Genomic DNA, 24,038 nt, shown 5'->3' on the forward strand with positions numbered 1-24,038 from the left:
GGGGGCGAAATGGGAATCAGGTGGTTCGACCGCGCTGCTGCGTTGGAGGACTTGACCGCTGCTGTCGAGGGCGCGAATCACGGGGGCTCCCTCTACGACACTGCCAGGGCCCTTGTGCCACTGGCTCTCGACGGAGCCGATCCGGACGCGGCACTGCGAGTGCTGTCGGCCATGCGCCCGCGCACCTGGCTTCGGCTGGATGTCGAATTACGGAGCTTGCGCCACATCTTCCGTCCGGGTGACGAGTGGCGCCAGATCACCGACGCTGCATGGGCCGGAGCCAATTCCGTCGCGTTGCTCCTCACCGCCTGCTCGGGCGACGGGCGGCAGCGGCAACGTTCCGTGCAATCGCCACTGATGCGCAGTGATCAGCGGCTGCTACCTGTGCTGCTGATCCGGACCGCCGACTGGGCGAAGCCGGTACGGGACGACGCCTGCCAAGCGCTCCCGCCCGCGCTCGACTCGGCGGACACGGAGGGGCTGATGCGGGCGATCAGCGTCGCGATGGTGATGACGGATTGGCAGCGCGGCGACGTCGCGATCGCTGCGGTGACCGAGGCAATGCGCACCCGATCGGACGGGATGCTTGACGCGGCCCGGATCAGCGCCGACGTTCGGGTGCGGCGACTCGCCTATCGGGTGTGGTTGGAGTCGAGTCGAACCGACTCGGACGCGATCATTGCGGCCGCGCTGACCGAATCCGACATCATCTGCCAGCGACTCAGCGTCGATGCCGCCGTCCGTGCCGCCGTGCGCACCGGGCGGCGCGACGCGTTAGATCGTTTGCTTACATCCCGGTTCGCGCGCGTGCGCGTCGAAGCACTTGCCGGACTGGTCCAGATTGGGCACCCGGAGGCGGGCGAAGCGTTCCTAGCCGACCGGTCGGCGATGCTGCGGGCCACCGCGCAATGGGCGATGCGCCGCGCAGGCCGGGACGCCGCCGAACGGTACCGAGCCATGCTGGCGTCGGGTGACGACTCGGTGGTACGCGCGGCCGTCGCCGGTCTCGGCGAATGCGGCACGGCCGACGACGCGCAGTTGGTTGCTCGCTTTATCCGGCACGCCCGCCCGCGGATACGGGCCGAAGCGATACGGGCAGTGCGGCGGGTCGGCGGGACGCTCGGTCCGGTCGCAGACATGCTCAGCGACTCAGCTCCTGTCGTGGTGCGCGCTGTCGCCGACGCTGTGATTGGCCAGCCAGACCTCGCACCGGCTGATCGGCTGTGGGAGCTGCTGGCCGCCGATCAGCCAGCACATGTGCGGCGCACAGCGTTTCGGCTGCTGACCGCGCGCGACACCTGGACACGGATCGAGGCGGACCTTTGGGGTGTCATCGATTTCAACGAAAGGCTGCGCGCCCACGCGAGGTCAGATCTCACCGGCTGGCTCGACCGCGAGGCCTCAACCGCGTATCAGATGCCACCCGAGTCCACGCGCGAGCGCCTGTACCGGCTGATCGATGCCGCCGAGCCGAACATCGGCACCTCACAGGCACGCCTACTGCGCTGGCACCTCGGCCTCTCGCGTTAGGCTGCGAGCTGATCCGCCGCTCCTGCAACACAATTGAGGTCAGTATCGGTCAGCGGCCGGCCGCGGGCGATCACCACGACATGTTGAACCCCGAGATCCCTTAGCGCGCAGCATCTTTCGACCAGATCGTCGGTTCCTTCGCCGTTGCGGAGTGCCGTCGTCACGGTGCGCTCGATCTCGTTGGGAAGTCTGCCGACATCGGCGCAGTGCTGGTCCAGCACGGCGAGCTGCCTGCGGATCGCAGCGCCGTCGTCGGGCACATCGAACAGATTGCAGGCGTCGCCATACTCTGCGACCAGCCGTAGGGTGCGCCGCTCGCCGGTGCCGCCGATCAGCACCGGTGGCGTCGTGGCGGGCCGCGGGTTGCCGATCGGGTGCTCCAGATCCAAATGCTCACCGCGGAAAGGGGTTTCGTCACCGTCCCACATCTGGCGTGCCAGCCGCAACAACTCGGCCATGCGCGCGAACCGCTCGGCAGTGCCCGGCATGAACAGACCCATCGCGCGGGCCTCGTCGGCGTTGTAGCCCGCACCGAGTCCGAGCCATGCCCGCCCTGCCGACAGCGCGTCCAATGTGGTGACGGCCTTGATCAGCAGGGCGGGTGCCCGAAATGTCGCGGCGGTCACCATGGTGCCGAGGCGGATGCGCGACGTGACGGCCGCGAGATATCCCAGCGACGTGTACGCCTCCAGCATCGGCTCGTCGAGTCGGCTGGCCGGATCGGCCTGCAACAGGTGGTCGGGCACCCACAGTGTGTCGACCGCTGTGGCGTCCAATGCGCGCGCGAGTGTAGCGAGGCGCTGCCCGATCGAGTCCTGCCACGAGTAATTCGTCACGCTGACACTGAGTTTCATGATCGCGCCGTCGCCTCCTGCTTGTTTTGCCGACGCAGCGGCAACATCGCACCTGCGGCGATCAGCCACACCAGGCCGGTGAACCGGCAGACCGGCAATAGCGGCGACAGCCCTGGCCAGATCAGCACCAGCGTGGTCAGTTCGGCGAGACCGGCGATGACGAGCCCGGCCCAGGCGAGCGCTCGCGGCAACAAGCCGACGATCAGGCCGGGTACCGCGATGCCCGCGATCAGCAGGCCGAGTGTGACCACGTGCCACGGACCGCCGGTCAGATACGTGAGGTAGTACAGCGCGCGGACGAGGGCGGGGTCGGCGGTGACCTCGGGCCGCGACAGGGTCCAGATCATCAGGCTGGACAACCCGAGTCCGGCCGACGCCAGCAGACCGCCCGCCAAGGCGATCGTCGCGCCGGGGGCCGTGATGCCGAGCTGACGCAGGCGAGCACTCGCGGTGGCCGCATAGATGGCGAGCGGTATCGACGATCCGAATGTTCCGACCGCCATCGCAACCGCCGCTGCGTGGTTGGCCGCGACGTAGGCCTGGATCTCCGTGGCGGAGCCATACGGCAAAGGCATGACACCGCCGGCGAGCGCGACGCCGACGACGAGGCCGGCAAGCAGCAGGGCAAGGGAGACACCCGCGAGCATCGTCAACGGCGGTCCGCCCTGCGATGGTCGCGTGACTGCCACCTTCGTATCCGTTGTTGAATCGTTCATAGCGTGAACGATATGCCTGATCTTGCAGATGGACAAGGTGATCCATCACTTCGCGTGAAAAATCGTTCAGAACTGATACTATTCGCAGGTGCCTTTCTCGACGAACGGTGACAACGTGGCGTTCTTGCTGTCGCAGCTCGGCCACCGTTCCGCCACGGTGTTCTCCGACCTCATTGCGTCGATCGACCTGACACCACCGCACTCCGGAATTCTGCGGGCGATCGCCGCCGAGCCCGGGCTCAGCCAGCAGGCGCTCAGCGGTCAGCTGGGGCTGTTGCCGAGCCGCGTGGTCGCCTACGTCGATGAGCTGGAGGACCGCGGATATGTCGAACGTCGCCGCAATCCCGACGATCGGCGACTGCATGCGCTGTACCTGACCGCGGCGGGCAAGAAGGTGATGGGCAAGATCGGCGAGTTGGCACGTCAGCACGAACGAATGATGACAGCTGGCCTGGACGCCGAGCAGCGAAACACGTTGCGCGAACTGCTGTCACTGGTGGCCGAAAATCAGGAGCTCACGCCACACGTGCACCCGGGCTTTCGCAACCTGGGCCGCGCGAACACCCGTTAGGCCAACCGGGTGATCTCCACGACGACGTCCAGATCCGTCGAGCCTTCACCGGAGTAAATGCCCTTCAGCGGCGAGACATCCGCGTAGTCACGGCCGACCCCGACGCTGACGTACTGCTCGTTGATCTCTTTGTCGTTGGTCGGGTCGTAATCCCACCAGCCGCCGGTCCAGGCCTGCACCCAGGCATGACTCTGCCCGTCGATGGTGTCGCCGACCTTGGCCTTGGCCTTGGGATGCAGGTAGCCTGACACGTAGCGCGCGGGAATACCCATGCTACGCAATAGGATCAGCGTCAGATGGGCGAAATCCTGACAGACGCCCTTCCCCTCGCGATGTGCATCCAGCCCCGACGAGTGCACACCGGTAGTGCCCGGCACGTATTCCAGCTCGCTGTGTACCCAGTTGGCCGCGGCGGTGACTGCCTCCTGCGGATCGTGATACTTCGCGATTCTCTCCCCTACCCGCCGAAACCTCTTGCTCACCGGCGTGTAGTGAGTCCCGCTGAGTACCTCGTCGAACCGGTCGATCACCGCCTCCGACCGCAGGTCCTCCCAGCTGACCTTGTCCTTGGGCATTTCTCCGCGATCCGTCTCCACCACCGAGCTCGACGTGACCTCGAGTTCGGTGTGTGGGGCGTGCAGGTCGAACGCGGTCACCGCGGTGCCCCAGTAGTCCACATAGCGATAGGACCGTGTCGCAGGCACGGTTTCAACACGGTTGAGGATGACGTTCTGCCTGGTGTCCGAGCGCGGAGTCAGCCTGGCCTCGTTGAACGACGCGGTCACCGGCGACTTGTAGGCGTAGCCCGTTGAGTGCACCACCCTGAGCCGCCACATCTAAACTTCACCTTCCTCGATGACCAGCGCGCCGTTGTGCCCGGCGTCATGCCAAGCCACCCATGGTGCGGAGTGAAAGTACTGAAGCGCCAGCGCTTCTCCGACGTCACGACACAACTCTTGCAGACCGGCCAGCCGCTTCTCCAACGATTCCAGCAACAGTCCGGGACGCAGGAACTCCAGCTCGCTGCGCGCCCTGCCAAGCAGGCGCTGCGCCTCCGCGGTTGCACCGAGCCGATTGTGTGGCCGCTTCATCAACTCGTCGAGGCTGTGCTCGGCCAGCCGCAGCGAATAGAAGATCGACCGCGGGAAAAGCCGGTCGAGCAGCATGAATTCGACCACTCGGCCGGCGTCCATCGTGCCACGGTAGGTGCGCAGATACGTGTCGTGGGCACCCGCCGACCGCAGCAGCGTCACCCATGCGGGTGAGGACGCGCTGTCGCCGACACGGGACAACAACAGCCGCACCGTCATGTCGACCCGCTCGATGGCGCGGCCGAGCACCATGAACCGGTACCCGTCGTCACGGCTCAGCGTCGAGTCGGCCAGACCGGCGAACATCGCGGCCCGGCCCTCGACATAGGACAAGAACTCGTGCGGCCCAAGGCGTTTGGCGGCGCGTTCGCGTTCTGCGAGCGCGTTGTAGGTGGTATTGAGGCATTCCCATATCTCGGTGGACGTGACTTCCCGTGCACCGCGGGCGTTTTCGCGTGCCGCCGAAATCGATTCGACGATCGAGCAGCCGCCTGCGGATTCACGGCTGAACGCGACGAGGTCGGTCAGCGACCACACATCCAGCTGCTGCTCGGGCGCCTCGATGCCCAGCACCCGCAGCAGCGTCCGCGACGCCTGGTCCGGGTCGACGCTGGAATCCTCGAGCAGTTGGTGCACCGTGACATCCAGGATGCGGGCGGTGTCGTCGGCCCGCTCCACATAGCGGCCGATCCAATACAGCGATTCGGCGTTGCGTGCCAACATCAGATCATCACCGCCTACTGCTGCTGTTGTTGTTGCTGTTGACTTGACCCGTTGGTCGGTCGCTGCGCCTGCGATTGCTGCTGTTGCTGTTGCTGCGATGACCCGTCAGAGTCGTTGTCGGGCTTGGCTTTCGATGTCTTGGGCAGCGACCGCACCACCTCTGCCGCAGCGAGCTCGCGGTCAGCTACCGACGCTCGCGATGCCAGCACCCAGGTGTCCTTTGATCCGCCTCCCTGACTGGAATTGACCACCAGCGAGCCCTCGGGCAGCGCCACCCGGGTCAGCCCGCCGGGCAGCACCCACACGTGATCCCCGTCATTGACGGCGAACGGCCGCAGATCGACGTGCCGCGGTGCGAGCTTGTCGCCGATCTGGGTCGGCACCGTGGAGAGCTGCATCACCGGCTGCGCGATCCAACCTCGCGGGTCGTTGCGGATCTTCTTGCTGATCGCGGCCAGCTCCTTCTCCGACGCGTCGGGCCCGAACACGATGCCGTAACCGCCGGAGCCCTCCACCGGTTTGATCACCAGTTCGTCGACGCGGTCGAGCACTTCCTCGCGTTCGTCGTCGAGCCAGCAGCGGTAGGTGTCCACGTTGGCCAGCAGCGGCTTCTCGCCGAGGTAGTACTCGATGATCGTCGGCACATAGGTGTAGACCAGCTTGTCGTCGCCGACGCCGTTGCCGACCGCGCTGGAGATGACGACGTTGCCCGCGCGAGCGGCATTGAGCAGGCCGGCCACCCCAAGCACGGAATCGGGGCGGAACTGCATGGGGTCGAGGAACGCATCGTCGATGCGGCGGTAGATCACGTCGACCTGACGCTCACCCTCGGTGGTGCGCATATAGACGGCGTTGTCGCGGCAGAACAGGTCGCGGCCCTCGACGAGCTCCACGCCCATCTGGCGGGCCAGCAGCGAATGCTCGAAGTAGGCCGAGTTGTAGACGCCGGGCGTCAGCACCACCACCGTCGGGTCGGCGACGTTGTTGGCCGCCGCGTTGCGCAGCGCCCGCACCAGATGTGAGGCGTAGTCGCCGACCGCGCGCACCCGATGCGTGGCGAACAGGTTCGGGAAGACCCGCGCCATCGTGCGGCGGTTCTCCATGACATAGGAGACACCCGAGGGTGAGCGCAGGTTGTCTTCCAGCACGCGGAAGTCGCCCTTGGCGTCACGGATCAGGTCGATGCCCGCGACATGGATGCGCACGCCGTTGGGTGGCACGATGCCGACGGCCTCGCGGTGGAAATGCTCACAGGAGGTGACGAGCCGGCGCGGGATGACGCCGTCGCGCAGGATCTCCTGCTCGCCGTAGATGTCGTCGAGGTAGTGCTCCAGCGCCCTGACCCGCTGGGTGATGCCGCGCTCGAGCCGCGTCCACTCCGCTGCTGAGATCACCCGCGGGACGAGGTCCAGTGGAAACGGCCGTTCCTGGCCGGACAGGGAGAACGTGATGCCCTGGTCGATGAATGCGCGGCCCAGCGCGTCGGCGCGGGCGGCCAGCTCAGAGGCATCGGAGGGAGCAAGCTCGGCGAAGATCCCTTTGTACGGACCGCGGACGTTGCCGTCGCCGTCGAACATCTCGTCAAAGGCCTGCGAGTAGCGCCCCGCGCCCTTATAGCCGTCGAAGATGCCGTCGTACCGTTTGGACGTCCGGCCGTTCGTGCGCGACGTGCGTGCGGTCTCGGAGGGCAGGGTTCGAAGGCTCACCCATCACATGCTGCACCAAGTGAGCCGTTTCGGCAGGCCAGAAGCCCTCGCTTTGGGAGATTAGGGGGCGCGCTGGTACCCTGAACAGTCGCTGCCCGCCGTCAGGTGCGGCGCAAAAGACTTTGACCATCCAACCTAGATTTTCGAAGGAATTACCGCGTGGCCAACATCAAGTCGCAGGAAAAGCGCAATCGGACCAACGAGCGCCGCAGACTGCGCAACAAGTCGGTGAAGTCGTCGCTTCACACGGCGGTCCGTGGCTTCCGGGAGGCCATCGAGTCCGGCGACAAGGACAAGGCAGGCGCATTGCTGGCGTCGACCAGCCGCCAGCTGGACAAGGCGGCCAGCAAGGGCGTCATCCACAAGAACCAGGCCGCGAACCGCAAGTCTGCGCTTTCGCGCGCGTTCAACAAGATCTGAGTCAGGCCGTTCAGCCCTCCGCTAACTCGGCGACTTTTCTGACCGCCGCCTCCAACGCGTAGTCCGCGTCGGCCGCGGCACCCTTCACGTCGGCGTTCAGCGCCGCGACCAATCGCATGGCTTCGGCGATCGAACCGCGCGACCACCGCCGCGCCTGCTTCTGCGCCTTCTGCACGCGCCACGGCGGCATGCCCAATTCGGACGCCAGCCGGTAGGGGTCGCCGGACAACGGCGCGACGCGGGCGATGGTGTGCACGGCCTCGGCGAGCGCGTCTGCCAACACCACTTGTGGCTCACCGCTCATCATCGCCCAGCGCAGCGCCTCGGCCGCACCGGCGACGTCCCCGAGCACGGCCTTGTCGGCGATGTCGAAGCCCTTCACCTCTGCCTTGCCGGAGTGGTAGCGGCGCACCGCCGCGGCGTCGACGGTGCCGTCGGTGTCGGCGACCAACTGCGAACAGACAGCGGCCAATTCACGAATGTCGGAGCCGACGGCGTCGAGCAGCGCGGTGACGGTGTCGTCACTGACCTTTGCTTTCAGCGTGCGGAACTCTTTCTTCACAAAGTCGGCCCGCTCACTGGCCTTGGCGATGCGCGCGCATGGATGTACCTCGGCGCCAAGCTTTTTCAGTTGGTCAGCGAGCGCCTTGGCGCGGCCACCGCCGGAGTGCACGACCACGAGCATGGTGCCCGGCGGCAGGTCCGCGGCCGCCTCTGCGATCAACGCGGCGGCGTCCTTGCCCGCCTCCCCCGCGGCTTCGAGCACAACGACACGCTCCTCGGCGAACAGCGAAGGGCTGAGCAGTTCGGCCAGCTCACTGGTGCTGACCTCGCCCGCCCGCATGCGGTCGACCGGGACGTCGACGGTGCCTGCCTGCTTGCGTGCCTGCCGAAGCACCGCAGCCACTGCGCGCTCCACTAGCAGCTCTTCGTCGCCCAACACCAGGTGCAGTCCAGAGGCTTCGTCAGTCACCCCCCGATCGTGTCATGTCCGGCCGACAGCCCCGACACCGTCCACGCGAGCAGGCACGCCGCCGCAACGCCGACACCGATGCGGATCCACCGCCACCGCCAGCACACCACCGCGGCGACACCCCCTGCGGCGACACACAGCACGCCGAGCAGACCCGACGGCACGCCGACCGACCCACCGGGCACGCGAGCGGCCCAGTGCGCCACTCGCAGCAGCCACCACAGCTCCGGCCCGGTGAACCGGATCAGCAGTTGGGCGCCCGCAGGCCACAGCGGACATAGCGCAGCAGCGGCCGTGCCGACAACCGTGATCGGCGGAATGACGGCAGTCACCGCGAGGTTGGCGGCGATTGACACCACACTGAAGGTCCCCGACATGCCGGCGACGAGTGGAGCGGTGACAAGCTGCGCGGCGACCGCGACGCTCACCGCATCGGCCAACGGCTTCGGCCAACCGCGCGCGGTCAGCCGTCGCGACCACACCGGTGCGATCACCACGAGCCCGGCGGTCGCCGACACCGACAGCGCGAAGCCGACGTCGACCGCCAGTTCGGGCGCCGCGACCATCAGCATGATCACACTGGCCGACAGCACCGGGATCGCTTGCCTTCGACGGTGCGAAACCACAGCGAGTAGCGTGATGCCGCCCATCACCGCCGCGCGCAACACGCTGGCCGAGGGCTGCACGACGATCACGAACGTGACGAGTGCGAGCGCGGCGAGCGCGACGGCCAGCCGAGGCCCGAACAGTGCGGCGGTCATCAGGACGGCCCCGCAGACGATGGTCACGTTCGCGCCCGACACCGCGGTCAGATGCGTCAGCCCGGCCGCGCGAAACTCCTCGGTGGTCTGCGTGGTGAGCGTCGAGGTGTCGCCGAGCACGAGCGCGGGCAGCATCGCCGCCTGATCAGCGGGTAACGCCAACCGTGCGGCATCCGCGAAGCCCGTTCGGATGACGTGCGCAACCCTGTTGATCGGTGCGGCGTCGCCCAGCTTCGGCGCACCGGTCGCCGACAACACGGCCACGGTCAGGTCTCGTCGGGAGGGCCGACTGATGCGGGCGCGAAACCTCGCGGGCCGGCCCGCGGTCAATTCGGCGAATTCCGCGCCGCTCGTGAAAACGACTACCCGGCCTGATGTTTCGATCTCGCCGATCCGTTGCAGCGAACCGCGGAACATCAATCGGTTGGCGCCAAGCGAACGCGGGGTCTCGGTCGGCGAGACGACGACGGTGGCGACCGCGCCGTAGCGTTCGACGATCGGGTGATGGCGCAGTTCGGCAACGCGCAGCCCGATCGCCACGGCGAACGCGACGCCGACCACCGCGACAGCGACGATGCCGGTGGCGATGGCTGGCCTTTCGCCACTTGGCTCGCGCCGTGCACTACCCCACCGCCCGGCGACGGCCGTCGCGGCGACTGCCGCGGCGAGGACGATGACCGAACCGGTTACGTGCCAGAGGATTCCAGCTGCCGTCACCGCCCAGCTGGTGAGGGCCGCCGGAACCAGACGCAGGTCCAGCCTGGCTGTGGCGGTATCCACCGGTGTCAAACACGCACCAGGTCACGCAGCTTCTCCAGCCGCGCCGGCCCGATGCCGTCGACCTCGCCGAGTTGGTCGACGTTGGTGAACCGGCCGTTGGCCTCGCGCCATGCGATGATCGCCGCCGCCGTCACCGGGCCGATGCCTGGCAGCGCGTCCAGGTCCTCCGCGGTCGCCGCATTCAGGTCCACCAAACCGCCTGGCGCTGAGGCTTTTCCGGCTGGCGCTTCGGTCGGTGCCGCGGTCGATGTGCTGACCGAGCTGCCCATCGCCACCGGTTGGCCAGGGGCCGCGACGATTCCGACGATAATCTGCTCACCGTCGCCGACCCGGCGGGCCATGTTCAATCCGATCAAGTCCGCTCCGTCCAACGGCCCGCCTGCCGCGGTGAGCGCATCGGCGATCCGGGCACCCGGCGCAAGCGTGACAAGTCCCGGCTTGTGCACCAGACCCACCACGCTGACGACCACTGGACCGTCGGCATCGGCCGGCGCTGGAGTTGGGCTGGCCGACGAAACCATCTCGACCGGCGGTAGTTTCGCCGAGGACACCGGTGGCGCGTTGCCGCGCATCACGGTGAAGACCGTCACCAGCACCGCGATCACACCGACGGCCGCCAGCGCAATCAGACCCGCTCGGCCCGGATCTGCCCGGACGGCAGCGATCCAGCCCGCGGGTCCGGCCGGTTTGGTCGTATCGGGCAGCCACCGCGACAGAGACGTATCCGGCTCGCCGTCAGAGCCATCGGACGACTCGTTGGAGTCCCCGAGACGGCGCTGCAACCGCTCGGTAGGCAATTCGGTTCGCATGCGGCCAAAGTAGGCACGCGCTCCCACGACCTCGAGCGCGCAGGGCGCCGAGCAACGCGCCCTGTGGATGAAATCCCGGGTGTGGATAACCGCGCCCTCTAGAGTGATTTGCTATGGATCGTCGTGTTCCGATGATCGCTGGTATCGCCGCTGCGGTGCTGTTCACCGCCGGGCTGCTCATCGTTCCGACGCTTCCCGGCATCGACAAGCCGGGCTACGACATTGTCTCGTTCGTGAACGCGCACGCCGGTGCGATGCGAATGCAGGTGCTATTGACCACCTTCGGCGCCTTGGCGTTGGTCATCGTTCTCGGGTACGCACGCGACCGCCTGGCCGGCCCACCGGGGTACGTGTTCACCATCGGCTCGGCACTCGTCCTCGTCGAATTCTTCATCGTGATGTGGTTCAACGGCGGTCTTGCGCTGCATCCCGACCAGCTCGGCTCGGCGACCGCGCGCACCATCGCCGACATCACGTCGATGTTCGGACCGATCCTCACGGTCGCAGACATCATGGTCGCGGTGCCAATCCTGTTGGCCGCCAACGCGGGTCGCTTCCCGCGGTGGCTCGGAATACTCGCAGCGGTGTTCGCCGTCGAGCAACTGATCGAGACGATCACGATCATCGGCCCGCCTGCAAGCTTCATTTCCCCTGGCGGCGCGATGAACTTCTATCTCGGCGGACCGCTCTTCATCGTGTTCTTCTTGGGTCTCGGCGTCGCATTGTCCTTGGAACAGGCAGAGCCGCCGGCGACAGACGACGGCTAGTCAGGTGGGCGTCAGGAGATATTCGGCTTCGCCGCGAAAGATCGGGGCGTTGCGTCGCGCGAACTGCGCGAAGGTCGTCGGCGTGATGCCGAAGCGCTGATGGGTTGACAGGTCGACAGTGGATCGGCCAAGCCGACGGCGCTCGTCGAATAACTGGCCGAACGCCTCGGCGCGGTAAGGCGGATAGCCGGCGTTCAGCCATTCGCGCACCTTGTCTCTGGACGACACCGCGACGTAGCGGACCGATTTCCCGATGGCGGCCGAAATCCGTTCCGCCACTTCTTGCATGGTCAGTGCCTCGGGTCCGGTCATCGTGTAGGTCTTGCCCCGGTGCCCGGCTGTCGTGAGCACCTGGTAGGCCACTTCGGCGATGTCGGCTATGTCGACGGGAGCCAATGTCGCCGCACCCAGGGGCAATCGCAACTCGCCGGTCTCGACGATGGTCGGCGTTTCCTCGAAGTACACCTGCATGAACTGGGAAGGACGCAGCATCGTCCACGACATCCCCGAACCGACCAGGTACCGCTGAATTTGCTCGTGGCTTCTGGTGGAGCGAAAGCGCTCCGGGTCGAAGCCGTCGATCGAGTCTTGCCCCGAGAACTTCACGATGTGCTCGACTCCGGCCCTGTTCGCGGCGTCGATGAAAGTGCATTGCGTCTCAAGCATCTGCGGGCCTGCACCCGAGATCATCAGCACGCGGTCGACTCCGGCCAGCGCACCGTGCAGCGTCTCCGGGGCCAACATGTCACCACAAACCACGTCGACATCCGGCAGCCCACGCAGGACCGCCGCCTTGGCCGCGTCTCGCGCGAGTGCGCGCACTGGTGTGCCGTGACGTACGAATTCGCGAATGACCGCCGAACCGGGACGGCCCGTCGCTCCTGTTACGAGAATCATTGCTACTCCAGGGATATCAGTAGGTAGCCGCCCGACGCTGCGGCCGCCCCGGGGTCACTGGCGCCGGGACGGCCTGCGCAACAGCTCAACCGTTGAGCTGTGCGACGGCAGCGACGATGTCGGGATTGTCGGACTGCATGCGCCCGGCGAAACCCGCGTTCTCCAGCGGATAGAGATTCATCAGGATCAGTGTGTCTTCGGTATTGGCCAGTTCGCCGTATGCGGCACTGATGGCGGCCTGAATCTTGTTGGACATCTCCCGCCTGGCGTCGATGCTTTCCAATACTGGTGCTTCGAGAAAGCACACTGGCCGCAGGGGTTCGGCCCCGATGCGACCATCTTGCGCAACGTTCCCAGCGTCGTACTCGCGCAACCAGATCCGTACGTCGGGAATGTGGTACGCGGCGTCGATCGCCGAGGTGATCTGCCGCATCATCGTCTGCTTGGCATCGGGATCGATACCCGCGGGCGCCTCGATGAAGAACTGTGGCATGACGGTCATCTCCTCTGGTGGTTGTGGTGGGTCAGGCCCGATGGGGCCTGCAGACCCGACCCTAGCAACGGTACTTGGAAAATCCAAGTGTTCAATTGGATTTTCCGATTAATGCTGGTAGAGTCGCATTCATGGTTGGCAAGCGGAAGTACGACGACGGGTGCGCGATCGCACAGGCCCTGGATCTCATCGGCGAGCGATGGGCACTGCTGGTGGTGCGGGAGTTGGTGCTCGGCCCCAAACGCTTCACCGACCTGTTGGCGGGGCTGAGCGGGGCGAGTTCCGATGTGCTCACCCAACGGCTTCGTGACCTCACTGACGCCGGGGTCGTGCGCCGTCGTCGCCTGGGTCCGCCTGTCAGCACATGGGTTTACGAGCTGACCGAGTGGGGCAGCGAACTCGAGCCGATCATCCTCGATCTCGCGCAGTGGCTGCACAAGTCGCCGTTGATGCGCTACGACCTGCCGCTGGGACCGGACTCGCTGATGCTGTCGTTGAAGACGCGTTTCGACGCACGCGCTGCCGATGACATGACCGCGACAATCGGATTGTCGTTCGGGGACGCGCATTTCGGCGTCCACATCGCAGGCGGCCAGCTCGACATCAGTCGCGGGAACCCAGATCGCCCCGATCTCGTTCTCGATACCGACGAGGCCACGCTGCTTTCAGTGCTGAATCCCGACGGCTCAGTTGACGACGCGATCGCCAGCGGGCAGCTACGCCTGAGCGGGGACACCGCGTTGGCGCAACGACTCCGACACGTGTTTCCAATTCCCGCCGACGTATCGGGTTAACCCTTTTTCGCCTCGCGACGGTCGTGTTTGGCGGTTGACGGATCACGATGCTTCTTCAGGGCAGCCTGGCCCGAATCATGTTGTGCGCTCGGGCTTTCGGACAGCGACTTCACCGCGACCGATGGCGCTTGCTTCGCTGCCGAGGGGAACGGATCGTGCAGTGAGTTCCGAATGTTGGTCACCGCGGTGTTCACCGCCGCGACGACTGGCGCGCTCGCAGTGGCGGCTACCTGCCGGGCTTGCGTCGCACCCGCCGCCAGCGCGGACGCCGGATCACCCGAACGCGCGAGTTCCTGCGCCGACGCGTCGGCGATCTGCACCGCACCCGACAGCGCCAACTCACCAGCCTGGAACGCCACCGCCGTTGTCACATTGATCGCCTCGACCGCAACAACTTGCACGATGTTGGTGGCACCCGTCGGGGTGGTGGGCGTGCCGACCGGTTGATTGAGGGCGTTGAGGATGTTGGTGCGCCCGGCCTGCACCGCCTGTAGCAGGGCGCCGGGGGTGAAGACCGCCGCGCTCACATTCGTCGCCTCGACGACGGCGACGTCAAGCGCGTGAAATGCCTTCGGCACCACCAGAAATACGTCGTTGTTGATCAGTGGTGTCACGGCCGCGTCGGCCGGGCCGGTCACGGACGCGGCGGCGGCGCCAAGAGCCCGCAGTGGCGAACTCGTCGAGGTGAGGGCGCCGAGGAACGTCGCAGGAGCCTGCGCCACCGCAACCGGAACGGTGATCGCGCCCTCGACCGCGTGCGGGCAGATCAGGCTGCAGTACTGGAACTGATTGCGGATGAACGCCAGTGGGATCGCGCCGAGCGCGGGCGCAGCCGTCAACTGCACGTCGCGAGTAACCGTCGGCGGCGCCTGAGGCGGTGGCGCCGACGGCGCAATGGCGAGCGCCGCAATCCCGATCATGGCTGTACCGACGATGGCAGACGAACGGATATGCGTGTGCACCTCGTAAACACGGGCGGGGTCGTCGAAAAGTTCGATCGTCAACGAATTGATCGCCGTACGATCGACGACGTGGACGGCGTGCACGACCTCGGCGGCCTCGACGGGTTCGGCCCCGTCGAGCACACGCCCTCAGAGTCGCTCTTCGACGAAGACTGGGAGCGGCGCGCTTTTCGGCTGATGATCGGTTGGATCGGGGCGCAGAATCCGCCCGGCGGACGGTTCCGGCACTCGATCGAGCGAATGGCTCCTGAGCACTACCTGTCCTCGCCGTATTACGAGCACTGGCTGACCGGTGCGGCGACCATGGCTGTCGAGGCGGGCTTCACGACGCAAGATGAACTCGACAGACGTGCCGGGGGGCGGTTTCCGCTTTCGGCGGCTGATCGGGGTGTGCTGCCCGACGACCTCACGCCCCGCACGACGCCGCGCTATGCCGTCGGCGACGAGGTGCGGGTCCGCGAATGGCACCCACCGGGCCACACGCGCGCGCCTCGCTATGTGCAAGGCCGCCGCGGCACGGTTGTGCGCGTCGACGGCGCCTACGCCATCGACGACATTGCAGCGCACGGCGGCGGGTCCGTCGCCGACCCGCTCTATGCGGTGCGCTTCACATCCCGCGAGTTATGGGGCGAAGCCGGCGCCGACGGCGAAGTGGTGTGCGTCAACCTGTTCGAGCGCTACCTTGAGGATCCGCGATGACGACCGACCACCATCACCCGACCGTAATGGCGCCGATCGAAGCCCGGGTCGCGGCGATCGAGTCGGTGCTCGTCGAAAAGGGTGTCCTCGACACCGATGCCCTCGACCAGATCGTGCAGCACTTCGAGGACAACCTCGGCCCGATGAACGGCGCGAAGGTCGTCGCGCGCGCATGGTCCGACCCGGATTACAAGCAGCGCCTGCTCGCCGACGGCACCGCGGCCATCGCCGAATTCGGCTTTCAGGGCCCCGAAGGCGAATACATGGTCGTCGTCGAAAACACCCCGCAGGTCCACAACCTTGTGGTGTGCACGCTGTGCTCGTGTTATCCGTGGCCGACACTCGGGCTTCCGCCGAAGTGGTACAAGGCGCCTGCCTACCGTTCGCGGGCCGTTCGGGAACCACGCAAGCTGCTTGCCGAGATGGGCACCGACATTCCCGCCGACGTCGAGATAAGGGTGTGGGACTCCAGTGCCGAGGCACGCTATCTGGTGTTGCCGATGCGTCCGGACGGTACGGACGACATGTCCGAGGAGCAGCTCGCCGGCATCGTCACGCGGGATTCGATGATCGGCGTGCAGCGACTATGACCACCGGTCTCGACGACGCGTCGCTGCCGCGCGACAACGGTGAGCTCGTTTTCGAAGCTCCTTGGCAGGCAAGGGCTTTGGCCATCGCCGTAGCCTTGGTCGAGAAGCTGGACCTGCCGTGGGATGCGTTTCGTCACCGATTGATGGCCGAGATCGCGAGGGATCCGCAGCGTCCCTATTACGAAAGTTGGAGCGCCGCACTGGAATCCATGGTCGTGGACCTGGAGCTGGCCACGCCCGCGTCGCTCGATGCCGCGGCGCCCACGCAGCGCATGCCGCTGTAGCTACTGCTGCGATGCGAGTACCGCGATCCTGGGTCCGCCGACTTCCCCGACAATGAGATAAGCGATGGTGGGACAATCGATTTCCGCGCCGTCGGCGGTGCGGCGCGACATCGTTCCGCGGTAGAGCGAAGAGAATGAATTGAGAACCAGTATCTCTGACTGAAGCACCTCGGTATGGTGATATCCGTTGGCCCGCAGTCCGTCAACCAGGCCCTGCATCACTGCCGTCGCCTCGTCGTCGGTCATCAACTTGGTGAGGCCGTCATCGGTGGTGATGATCAGTGGGATGCCGTAACAGCGCACCAACTTCGCCATCTCGACTTCGCCGCGGACGCACGCCGAGAACGTGTCGAGATAGGTGTCGAACCAATGGCGGATCAGGTCATCTCCGAGAGGCATGTCCTGATCATGCTCCAGCCGACAGGCTTGGCTAGGCGTTCTGTCCGGAACGGGGGTTGGCGACCGGCCCGTTGAGCGTGATGGCGCTGACGTCGTCAGGCACCTTCGGCGCGGTCAACTCCGGCGTCTCGGCTTCGGCGGCCTTGTCATCCTTCTCCGGCGTGGAGCGCTTCTCCGGCGTCGAGCGTTCCAGGAACCGCAGCAGCTCGACCGGGAACGGCAGGATGAGCGTCGAGTTCTTCTCGGCAGCGACCTCCACCACGGTCTGCAGCAGGCGAAGCTGCAGCGCCGCCGGCTCAACCGCCATGATCTCGGCGGCCTGCGAAAGCTTCTCGGAGGCCTGCAGTTCGCCGTCGGCGGTGATGACGCGGGCCCGTCGCTCACGCTCGGCCTCGGCCTGGCGGGCGATCGAGCGCTTCATCGAGTCGGGCAGCACGACGTCCTTGATCTCGACGCGATCGATGTGAATGCCCCAGCCGAGTGCCGGGCTGTCGATCAGCAGCTCGAGGCCCTGGTTGAGTCGCTCGCGGTTGGACAGCAGATCGTCGAGATTGCTCTTGCCGATGATCGACCGCAGCGAGGTCTGCGCTACCTGCGCGATCGCGGACATGTAGTCCTGGACGTCGACCGCCGCGCGCACCGGGTCCTCCACTTTGAAGTAGATGACGGCGTCGACGCGCACCGTCACGTTGTCGCGGGTGATGCCGTCCTGGGCCGGCACCGGCAACGTGACGATCTGCATGTTCACCTTCTGCAGGCGATCCACGACAGGGATGAGCCAGGTCAGCCCCGGCGGACGCACGCGGCTCTGCACCCGCCCGAAGCGGTAGACGACGCCCCGTTCGAACTGTTTGATCACCCGGATGTTCTGCAGTGCTATCCACAGCACGCCGATCCCGGCGGCCCCGGCCGCTGCCAATGTGTAGAGGATGGTCATGGTGTCCTCCTCGACGGACCCTATGACCCGAGTGTGCTCCCCCAGCCGTCGCTTCGCCAGCACGTCCAATCGATCTCGACGAGGGCACCGACCGCAAGCCCGCTGACGCCAACACAGGTGCGCGACGGCAATCGATCGGGAAACCAGGCCGCGTAGGCGGCGTTGAAGGCGCCGTAGTCGTTCCAGTCGAGCAAATAGGCGCGCACGGAGACGACGTCGGCGATTCCCCCGCCGCACAACTCGGTGACGCGCAGCAGATTTCGCAGCACCTGGTCGGTCTGAATCGCGACGTAATCGCCGACGACCGCTCCGGTGACGTCAGTGGGCATCTGACCGGTCACGTACAACGTGGGTCCGGCCGCCGTGGCGTGGGCGAACGGTGCGACGGCTGGCGGCACGCCGTCGGCGGGCGTGAACGTGAACGAGCGAATCCCGTTGTCGCTCATGCCGGTATCCCCGCCCAGCGCGGAAAGCAGCGCTTGTCGATGCGGCCGTGCACACCCTGACGTTGGTCCACCACCTGTGTGACCGTGAAATCGGCGGCCACAGACATGAACGAATAGGCGTCGGCACGCGAAAGCCCAAGATAGCTCTGCAGAATGGCGTGGGTGCGCAATGCCGCGGCCTTCATAGCCGCGTCGAGCGTGTCGCCGAACCCGTGCACCAACAACTCGGTCGCCGTTTCGAGGACCGGCACGGTGAAGGGCAGATCGCGCCGAATTGTCAAGCGCAACAGCCCATTCAACGAAGCCTCAAGCGCAGTTCCACTGATTTCACCGTCGCCCTGCGAGACGTGGGGATCGCCAACGGACAGCAGCGCGCCGGGCACCTGCACCGGGTAGTACATCGTCCCGCCCGCACCGATGCGCCAGTTGTCGACATTGCCGCCGTGATCACCTGGCGGCACCGACGACACCCGCTCCGGCGCGGCCGGTGCGACGCCCATGGTGCCGAAATGCGGTCGCAGAGGCACGATGACGCCGGGCAGCGCCGGCTGGCGGGCCTCCTTGTCGGGGCTGACGATCGTGCCGGGCTCGTTGGCCAGCGGTGTCGCGGTCCAGTCGTAGCCGAACAGGGCGCGGCCGAGGCTGGCGTGGGTGTCGAGCTCGTAGATGGTGACGCGTTCGACAGGCATCTCGCCGTACAGAAAGCCCCAGTGCGCCGCGAGGTTGGAGCCGTAGGGCAGTCGCGGGGTGGCCTCGAGGATGTCGACCTGCAGGACGTCGCCGGGACGGGCGCCCTCGACGGCGATCGGGCCGGTGAGGAGGTGCGGGCCGGGCCCGCGGTCGGTGACGCGGTCGAAAATATCGGTGATCCCCGCGTCCATCAACAGATCCGGCGCGTCCCCTGCGTGATGCGTGAGGGTCTCGATGGCCACCAGATCGCCGGGCGCGACGGTCAAGACCGGCTCGAGGCGCGGGTCGAAGTAGCCCCAATGGACGGTCGACGGCGTCGCGGGAAGGCGGTGAACGGTGGGCGATGCGACCGGGCTGAGCACCATCGGATGATCATGCCAGCCGGTTGCGATGGCGTCTTCTCAAGCAAGCACGGGCGTCAACAGGTTTATTGCTGCCAACCGTCGATCAAATTCTGCCAATGGAATTAAAGGCGTGATCTTGAGAGTTGAAGTATTCAGCTGCAGCGAACCGAAACAAGTGAAGAAGCACGAAAAGATGAGGGCACCCAGAATGAAGAAGTTCGGATTCGCAACTGTACTTACCGGCGGATTGGCCGCCGCGTTCCTTGGCCTGGCCGCACCGGCGGACGCCGCTCCGACCGGTCCGGGCAACGCCCAGGACACCATCAACCAGCTGCAGGCCGACGGCTACAACGTGGTCGTCAACCGCGTCGGGACGACCCCGTTGGACCAGGCGACCGTGGTCGCGGTGCGGCCCGGCCAAACCTACAGCAGGACTGATTCCGGAAACCCCGGTGACAGCTTGCAAACCACCGTCACCGACAAGACGGTCTACGTCGACGTGAAGTAGATCGCCGAAAACGCAAGGGGCACCCCCACAAGGGGTGCCCCTTCGTTATTTGTAGGCGCCCGTTGACCGTAGGACGTCCAGTCAGCGGAACACCGCAGCGAGGTTCGGTGCGGGCGTGGCAGGCTGGCGGGGTGACGCGCTCATCTGAACTGGCCGCTGCCGTCGAGCAGGACCTTCGTGAAATCGCCGTTTCAGCAGGCGTCCTGCGCTACTACGACGCCGGCGAAGGCCCGACCCTCTTGTTCCTGCACGGCTCGGGACCCGGCGTGACGGGCTGGCGCAACTTTCGAGGAGTACTGCCCACGTTCGCCGAACGGTTCCGCTGCTTGATTCTCGAGTTTCCCGGCTTCGGCGTCAGCGATGACTTCGGCGGGCATCCGATGGTCACGGCTCAGGGGGCGGTCGCCCCGTTCCTCGATGCTCTCGGCGTCGACCGCGTCGACATCGTCGGAAATTCGATGGGCGGCGGGGTCGGCATCAACTTCGCCATCCACCACCCCGACCGCATCGGCGGGCTGGTGACGATCGGCGGCATCGGCACCAACATCTTCAGCCCCGGTCCCAGTGAGGGCATTCGGCTGCTTCAGGAATTCACGGAGGAACCGACCCGCCAGCGCCTCGTCGATTGGCTGAATTCTATGGTGTACGACCAGGGTCTGGTCACAGAGCAGCTGATCGAAGAGCGCTGGAAGCTCGCCACTGATCCAGAGACGTTGGCGTCCGCGCGGCGTATGTATGGCAAGGCCGCGTTCGCACAGATGATGGCGATGATGAAGGCGGCTGACGTTCCGATGCCATGGGCGCAGATGCACAAGGTGGCCGCGCCGACCTTGCTCACCTGGGGCCGTGACGACCGGGTGAGCCCCTTGGACATGGCGCTGATCCCGATGCGGACCATCCCCAACGCTGAGTTGCACGTGTTCCCGAACTGCGGTCACTGGGCGATGATCGAGGCGAAGGAAGCATTCGAAAGCGCTGTGATGGCGTTCCTGACCCGACCTGCTGCCTGAAGCGTTTACCGCTGGGTGGCACCGGCGTCCACGGGCAAAGTGGCCGCAGTGATGTACCGCGCCTCGTCGGAGGCAAGGAACAAGCACGCATTGGCGACATCGACCGGTTCCACCCAGGGAATGTCGAGCATGTTCATGGTCCTGGCCGCTTCCTCGAACTCCTCGCGGGTGGGCGCGCGGTCCAGGTCGGGCCGAAACGCACTGGCCACCGCCGCATTCTGGATCATCGGTGTGTCGACATTCGTCGGATGCACCGAGTTGACCCGAATGCCGTGCGGGGCAAGCTCATTGGCGAGACTGCGCATCAGGCCGACAACCCCGTGCTTGGCCGCGGTGTAGTGCGCCACCCCGAGCAGGCCACGCAACCCCGCGATGGAACTCACCAGGATCACCGATCCCGATCCGCGGGCGATGAGGTGCGGAACGGTGACCTTGCAGGTGCGCCACACCGCGGTGAGATTGACGTCGAGCATCGTCTGCCATGCCGCCTCCGACAGCTCCGTCGCCAATCCTCGAGACGTGATTCCCGCTGTCGCACAGACGATGTCGAGCCCGCCGAAGCTCGCCACCCCATCGTCGGTGGCCGACCGCAACTGGTCCTCATCTCGGACGTCGACGATGCTTGTGACGATCCGGCCACCGGCGGCGCGAACGAGTCGCGCGGTCTCGTCCAGATCCTCGGGAGTGGATGCCGGCACCGACACGGTCTCGACCGGTCCGCAGAGGTCCAGCGCGATCACGTCGGCCCCCTCCTCGGCGAACCGCAGTGCCTGAGACCGGCCGATCCCCCGGGCCGCCCCGGTGATCAACGCGACCTTGTCCGCCAGCCGGCCGGTCATGTCGTCTTCTGCGTCAGACCGGCATCGACGACGAGCTGAGTCCCCGTGACGTAGCGGGCTTCGTCGGAGGCAAGGAACACCGCCGCATTGGCGACGTCCACGGGCTCCACCCATGGCACCGGAAGCAGGTTGCGCGCCTCGAGAACCGCGGCGGCATCGTCGGCGGTCGGATTCGGCAGGTCCGGCCGCAGCCGTTTGTACGTCGCCTCATTCAGCACCATCGCCGTGCCGACGGCGCCGGGATGAACAGTGTTCACCCGGATCCTGCGCGGGCCGAGTTCGTTGGCAAGAGTGCGTGCCAATCCGACGACCGCATGCTTGCTGGCGGTGTAATGCGCAGTGTTGGCTGTCCCGCGTAAACCGTTGGTGGAGCTGATGATCACCACTGAACCGCCATCCTCACCGATGTGCGGCACAGCTGCCTTCACCGTATGCCACACCCCGGTCAGGTTGACGTCGAGCGTACGGCGCCACGCGTCCTCGGTCAGCTCCCACGTCGGCGCACCCGCAGTATGGATGCCGGCGTTCGCGACGACGACGTCAAGCCGGTTCAGGTCGCCAACCCCGGCGCCGATCGCCGCAGTCAGCGCGTCGAAGTCGCAGACGTCGGCCAAGCCCGTCACACAACGACGGCCGCGTTTCTCGACTTCAGCGGCGGTGACTCCCAGATCGGTTGCCGCGGAGGCAATATCGATCGCGATGACATCGGCGCCCTCGTCGGCGAACCGCTCGCAATGGCTGCGGCCAGTCCCGCGCCCGGCACCGGTCACGACCACCACCTTGTCGAGCAAGCCCGACATCACGACGCCTTGATGAGGTGAAATCCTTTGTAGCCGGCATTGGCGACCTCGGCGCAAATACCGTTGTAAACCGCGAACCCACCGAGAAACAACATGAACACGCGGGGCTTGCCGGGAACGTTCGCGCCCAGGTACCAGGAATTCGCCTTGGTGAACAGGGTGGCCTCTGCGCGCTGCGCGCATTCGGCGAGCCAGTTGTCCACCGCGTCGGGGGTGGCCTCGATGCCTGCATGCCCGTGTTGATCGAGGTGGGCGATGCAGTCAGCGATCCAGTTCACGTGTGCTTCAGCGTGCAGCACCATGTTGGCGAGCACCGCGGGCGCACCGGGACCGGACACGATGAACAGGTTGGGATACCCGTCGACGCCGAGTCCGAGGTAGGTGCGGGGACCGTCCTTCCAGTGCTCGCGCAGCTGTGCGCCGCCGCGGCCGAGGATGTCGATCTTGCCGAGGGCTCCGGTCATGGCGTCGAAACCTGTTGCGAACACAATGACGTCGAGGTCGTAGTGGGCGTCGGTGGTGTTGATGCCGGTGGTGTCGATCGACTCGATCGGGGTCGCGCGCACGCTGACGAGGTTCACATTGGGCCGGTTGAAGGTTTGAAAGTAGTTGGTGTCGGTGCAGATCCGCTTGGTACCGATGGGGTGATCGGTCGGTATCAGCAGATCGGCAACTTCGGGATCGTCGATGACGGCGCGCACCTTCTCCTCATAGAACTTCCGCGCCTCCTCGTTGGCCGCCATGTCGGTCATCTGGTCAGTGAAGGTCTTGGAGAAGAGCACACCGCCCAACTCCCAACGCTTTTCGAACGCTTCACGGCGCTCTCGGGCCGTCGCCTGCATGGTCAGTTTCGGATGAGGCGTGTGCGGAGATCCACCGCCGCTGCGCCAGGACAGCCGCCGCCGCTCGGCATAGTTCGCTTTGTACTCAGCGACGTCATCGGCGGTCAGTGCCCGATTGCCCGCCGGCACACTGTAGTTCGGCGTGCGCTGGAAGACGTAGAGCTGCTCGGCCTGCTGGGCGATGACCGGCACCGACTGGATGCCCGACGATCCGGTCCCGATGACGGCTACCCGCTTACCGGTGAAGTCGACGGGATCGTGGGGCCAGTGAGCTGTGTGGTACACCTCCCCTGCGAACGTGCTCAACCCGGGGAAGTCCGGCGTCAACGCTGCCGACAGCGGACCGGTCGCCATGATGCAGAACCTCGCGGAGATGACCTCTCCCCCGTCGGTGGTCACCATCCAGCGCAGCGTGTCTTCGTCGAGTACCGCCGAGGCGACCCTGGTGTTGAACGTGATCCCGGAGCGAAGGTCGAGTTTGTCCGCGACCCACTTCATGTACCGCAGAATCTCGCCCTGGGTGGCGTACTTCTCCGTCCACGTCCACTCCTGCTGCAGCTCATCGGAGAACGAGTAGCAGTAGTCGACACTCTCGACATCGCACCGCGCGCCGGGATAGCGGTTGTAGTACCAGGTGCCGCCGACCTCCGGCGCCGCCTCGAACACCCGGACCGACAGCCCTTGCGACCGGAGCTTGTGCAACGCATACAGGCCTGCGAATCCCGCGCCAACCACGACGGCGTCGATAACTGGCTGCTGGTCTGCCGAGACGGTCACGACACCACGCTAGGTCGCAATGACCG

28 protein-coding genes are annotated in these 24,038 nt (G+C 66.0%); 10 read left to right on the forward strand and 18 right to left on the reverse strand.

Annotation, left to right across the window (positions count from 1 at the left end):
• The first annotated feature begins 9 nt into the window (after positions 1-9).
• Positions 10-1,530: a hypothetical protein gene (locus GGC64_RS15270; RefSeq protein WP_192723331.1), complete on the forward strand. Its 1,521-nt coding sequence runs from the start codon at positions 10-12 to the stop codon at positions 1,528-1,530.
• Here the strand turns inward: GGC64_RS15270 and GGC64_RS15275 are convergent.
• Both GGC64_RS15275 and GGC64_RS15280 read right to left on the reverse strand, forming a co-directional pair.
• Positions 1,527-2,384, reverse strand: a complete 858-nt coding sequence (locus GGC64_RS15275) for a TIGR03560 family F420-dependent LLM class oxidoreductase (protein WP_192723332.1) — start codon at positions 2,382-2,384, stop codon at positions 1,527-1,529. The genes GGC64_RS15270 and GGC64_RS15275 overlap by 4 nt on opposite strands.
• Positions 2,381-3,100 carry a hypothetical protein gene (locus GGC64_RS15280; protein WP_192723333.1) on the reverse strand — a complete coding sequence of 240 codons (720 nt, stop codon included), beginning with the start codon at positions 3,098-3,100 and terminating at the stop codon, positions 2,381-2,383. The genes GGC64_RS15275 and GGC64_RS15280 overlap by 4 nt, the downstream gene beginning before the upstream one ends.
• 88 nt (positions 3,101-3,188) lie before the next feature.
• Between GGC64_RS15280 and GGC64_RS15285 the strand changes: the two genes are divergently transcribed.
• A complete protein-coding gene (locus GGC64_RS15285) occupies positions 3,189-3,671 on the forward strand; it encodes a MarR family winged helix-turn-helix transcriptional regulator (RefSeq protein ID WP_192723334.1) in 483 nt (160 codons plus the stop codon).
• On the opposite strand, the gene GGC64_RS15290 is transcribed toward GGC64_RS15285, so the two are convergent.
• Genes GGC64_RS15290 through GGC64_RS15300 form a run of 3 tightly spaced genes read right to left on the reverse strand, consistent with a single transcriptional unit; the run spans position 3,668 to position 7,062 of the window.
• Positions 3,668-4,507, reverse strand: a complete 840-nt coding sequence (locus tag GGC64_RS15290) for a transglutaminase family protein (protein ID WP_192723335.1) — start codon at positions 4,505-4,507, stop codon at positions 3,668-3,670. The two genes, GGC64_RS15285 and GGC64_RS15290, sit on opposite strands and share 4 nt — an antisense overlap.
• Complete coding sequence (locus GGC64_RS15295; protein ID WP_192723336.1) at positions 4,508-5,485, reverse strand: alpha-E domain-containing protein; 978 nt, start codon at positions 5,483-5,485, stop codon at positions 4,508-4,510. It lies immediately after the preceding gene.
• Positions 5,486-5,499: 14 nt separating this feature from the next.
• Complete coding sequence (locus tag GGC64_RS15300; RefSeq protein WP_225951978.1) at positions 5,500-7,062, reverse strand: circularly permuted type 2 ATP-grasp protein; 1,563 nt, start codon at positions 7,060-7,062, stop codon at positions 5,500-5,502.
• Positions 7,063-7,350: 288 nt separating this feature from the next.
• Here GGC64_RS15300 and rpsT point away from each other — a divergent pair, with 288 nt between their 5' ends.
• Complete coding sequence (gene rpsT, locus GGC64_RS15305) at positions 7,351-7,611, forward strand: 30S ribosomal protein S20 (RefSeq protein WP_192723337.1); 261 nt, start codon at positions 7,351-7,353, stop codon at positions 7,609-7,611.
• 10 nt (positions 7,612-7,621) lie between these two features.
• Here rpsT and holA read toward each other — a convergent pair whose 3' ends face one another.
• The 3 genes from holA to GGC64_RS15320 are packed head-to-tail and all read right to left on the reverse strand — an operon-like array spanning position 7,622 to position 10,934.
• A complete protein-coding gene (holA, locus tag GGC64_RS15310) occupies positions 7,622-8,584 on the reverse strand; it encodes a DNA polymerase III subunit delta (protein WP_370582118.1) in 963 nt (320 codons plus the stop codon).
• Positions 8,581-10,125, reverse strand: coding sequence for a ComEC/Rec2 family competence protein (locus GGC64_RS15315; RefSeq protein WP_192723338.1), 1,545 nt, complete (start codon positions 10,123-10,125; stop codon positions 8,581-8,583). Before GGC64_RS15315 ends, holA begins: the two co-directional genes overlap by 4 nt.
• A gap of 5 nt (positions 10,126-10,130) precedes the next feature.
• Positions 10,131-10,934 (reverse strand): ComEA family DNA-binding protein, encoded by an 804-nt coding sequence (locus GGC64_RS15320; RefSeq protein WP_192723339.1) that lies wholly within the window; start codon positions 10,932-10,934, stop codon positions 10,131-10,133.
• Positions 10,935-11,047: 113 nt separating this feature from the next.
• Here GGC64_RS15320 and GGC64_RS15325 point away from each other — a divergent pair, with 113 nt between their 5' ends.
• Positions 11,048-11,701, forward strand: a complete 654-nt coding sequence (locus GGC64_RS15325) for a hypothetical protein (protein WP_225951753.1) — start codon at positions 11,048-11,050, stop codon at positions 11,699-11,701.
• On the opposite strand, the gene GGC64_RS15330 is transcribed toward GGC64_RS15325, so the two are convergent.
• Positions 11,702-12,598, reverse strand: coding sequence for an SDR family oxidoreductase (locus tag GGC64_RS15330; RefSeq protein ID WP_192723340.1), 897 nt, complete (start codon positions 12,596-12,598; stop codon positions 11,702-11,704). It lies immediately after the preceding gene.
• Between the two features lie 85 nt (positions 12,599-12,683).
• Positions 12,684-13,091, reverse strand: coding sequence for an N-acetylmuramic acid 6-phosphate etherase (locus GGC64_RS15335; protein WP_192723341.1), 408 nt, complete (start codon positions 13,089-13,091; stop codon positions 12,684-12,686).
• A gap of 131 nt (positions 13,092-13,222) precedes the next feature.
• Between GGC64_RS15335 and GGC64_RS15340 the strand changes: the two genes are divergently transcribed.
• Positions 13,223-13,885 (forward strand): helix-turn-helix domain-containing protein, encoded by a 663-nt coding sequence (locus GGC64_RS15340; RefSeq protein WP_192723342.1) that lies wholly within the window; start codon positions 13,223-13,225, stop codon positions 13,883-13,885.
• On the opposite strand, the gene GGC64_RS15345 is transcribed toward GGC64_RS15340, so the two are convergent.
• Positions 13,882-14,970 carry a hypothetical protein gene (locus GGC64_RS15345; RefSeq protein WP_192723343.1) on the reverse strand — a complete coding sequence of 363 codons (1,089 nt, stop codon included), beginning with the start codon at positions 14,968-14,970 and terminating at the stop codon, positions 13,882-13,884. The two genes, GGC64_RS15340 and GGC64_RS15345, sit on opposite strands and share 4 nt — an antisense overlap.
• Between GGC64_RS15345 and nthB the strand changes: the two genes are divergently transcribed.
• The 3 genes from nthB to GGC64_RS15360 are packed head-to-tail and all read left to right on the forward strand — an operon-like array spanning position 14,917 to position 16,420.
• Positions 14,917-15,546 carry a nitrile hydratase subunit beta gene (nthB, locus tag GGC64_RS15350; protein WP_192723344.1) on the forward strand — a complete coding sequence of 210 codons (630 nt, stop codon included), beginning with the start codon at positions 14,917-14,919 and terminating at the stop codon, positions 15,544-15,546. The two genes, GGC64_RS15345 and nthB, sit on opposite strands and share 54 nt — an antisense overlap.
• Complete coding sequence (gene nthA / locus GGC64_RS15355; RefSeq protein ID WP_192723345.1) at positions 15,543-16,136, forward strand: nitrile hydratase subunit alpha; 594 nt, start codon at positions 15,543-15,545, stop codon at positions 16,134-16,136. The genes nthB and nthA overlap by 4 nt, the downstream gene beginning before the upstream one ends.
• Entirely contained in the window at positions 16,133-16,420 is a 288-nt protein-coding gene (locus GGC64_RS15360; RefSeq protein ID WP_192723346.1) for a nitrile hydratase accessory protein, read from the forward strand. Before nthA ends, GGC64_RS15360 begins: the two co-directional genes overlap by 4 nt.
• Here GGC64_RS15360 and GGC64_RS15365 read toward each other — a convergent pair whose 3' ends face one another.
• The 4 genes from GGC64_RS15365 to GGC64_RS15380 are packed head-to-tail and all read right to left on the reverse strand — an operon-like array spanning position 16,421 to position 19,257.
• Positions 16,421-16,819, reverse strand: coding sequence for a hypothetical protein (locus GGC64_RS15365; protein WP_192723347.1), 399 nt, complete (start codon positions 16,817-16,819; stop codon positions 16,421-16,423).
• Positions 16,820-16,850: 31 nt separating this feature from the next.
• On the reverse strand, positions 16,851-17,756 hold the full coding sequence (locus GGC64_RS15370) for an SPFH domain-containing protein (protein WP_192723348.1): 906 nt from the start codon (positions 17,754-17,756) through the stop codon (positions 16,851-16,853).
• A 20-nt stretch (positions 17,757-17,776) separates the two neighbouring features.
• Positions 17,777-18,202, reverse strand: a complete 426-nt coding sequence (locus GGC64_RS15375; RefSeq protein ID WP_192723349.1) for a RidA family protein — start codon at positions 18,200-18,202, stop codon at positions 17,777-17,779.
• Entirely contained in the window at positions 18,199-19,257 is a 1,059-nt protein-coding gene (locus tag GGC64_RS15380) for an acetamidase/formamidase family protein (protein ID WP_192723350.1), read from the reverse strand. The genes GGC64_RS15375 and GGC64_RS15380 overlap by 4 nt, the downstream gene beginning before the upstream one ends.
• Positions 19,258-19,444: 187 nt before the next feature.
• On the opposite strand from GGC64_RS15380, the gene GGC64_RS15385 reads away from it, so the two are divergent.
• Together GGC64_RS15385 and GGC64_RS15390 are read left to right on the forward strand one after the other, a co-directional pair.
• Positions 19,445-19,744, forward strand: coding sequence for a hypothetical protein (locus GGC64_RS15385; protein WP_192723902.1), 300 nt, complete (start codon positions 19,445-19,447; stop codon positions 19,742-19,744).
• A 149-nt stretch (positions 19,745-19,893) separates the two neighbouring features.
• Entirely contained in the window at positions 19,894-20,754 is an 861-nt protein-coding gene (locus GGC64_RS15390; protein WP_192723903.1) for an alpha/beta fold hydrolase, read from the forward strand.
• 5 nt (positions 20,755-20,759) lie between these two features.
• On the opposite strand, the gene GGC64_RS15395 is transcribed toward GGC64_RS15390, so the two are convergent.
• From GGC64_RS15395 to GGC64_RS15405, 3 genes are read right to left on the reverse strand one after another with little or no spacing between them, the layout of a single operon-like run.
• On the reverse strand, positions 20,760-21,593 hold the full coding sequence (locus tag GGC64_RS15395; RefSeq protein WP_192723351.1) for a mycofactocin-coupled SDR family oxidoreductase: 834 nt from the start codon (positions 21,591-21,593) through the stop codon (positions 20,760-20,762).
• Entirely contained in the window at positions 21,590-22,393 is an 804-nt protein-coding gene (locus GGC64_RS15400) for a mycofactocin-coupled SDR family oxidoreductase (protein WP_192723352.1), read from the reverse strand. Before GGC64_RS15400 ends, GGC64_RS15395 begins: the two co-directional genes overlap by 4 nt.
• A complete protein-coding gene (locus GGC64_RS15405; protein WP_192723353.1) occupies positions 22,393-24,012 on the reverse strand; it encodes an NAD(P)/FAD-dependent oxidoreductase in 1,620 nt (539 codons plus the stop codon). The genes GGC64_RS15400 and GGC64_RS15405 overlap by 1 nt, the downstream gene beginning before the upstream one ends.
• Positions 24,013-24,038 lie beyond the last annotated feature (26 nt).

Origin of the sequence: Mycobacterium sp. OAS707, from assembly GCF_014873705.1 — a bacterium.
Classification (GTDB): domain Bacteria; phylum Actinomycetota; class Actinomycetes; order Mycobacteriales; family Mycobacteriaceae; genus Mycobacterium.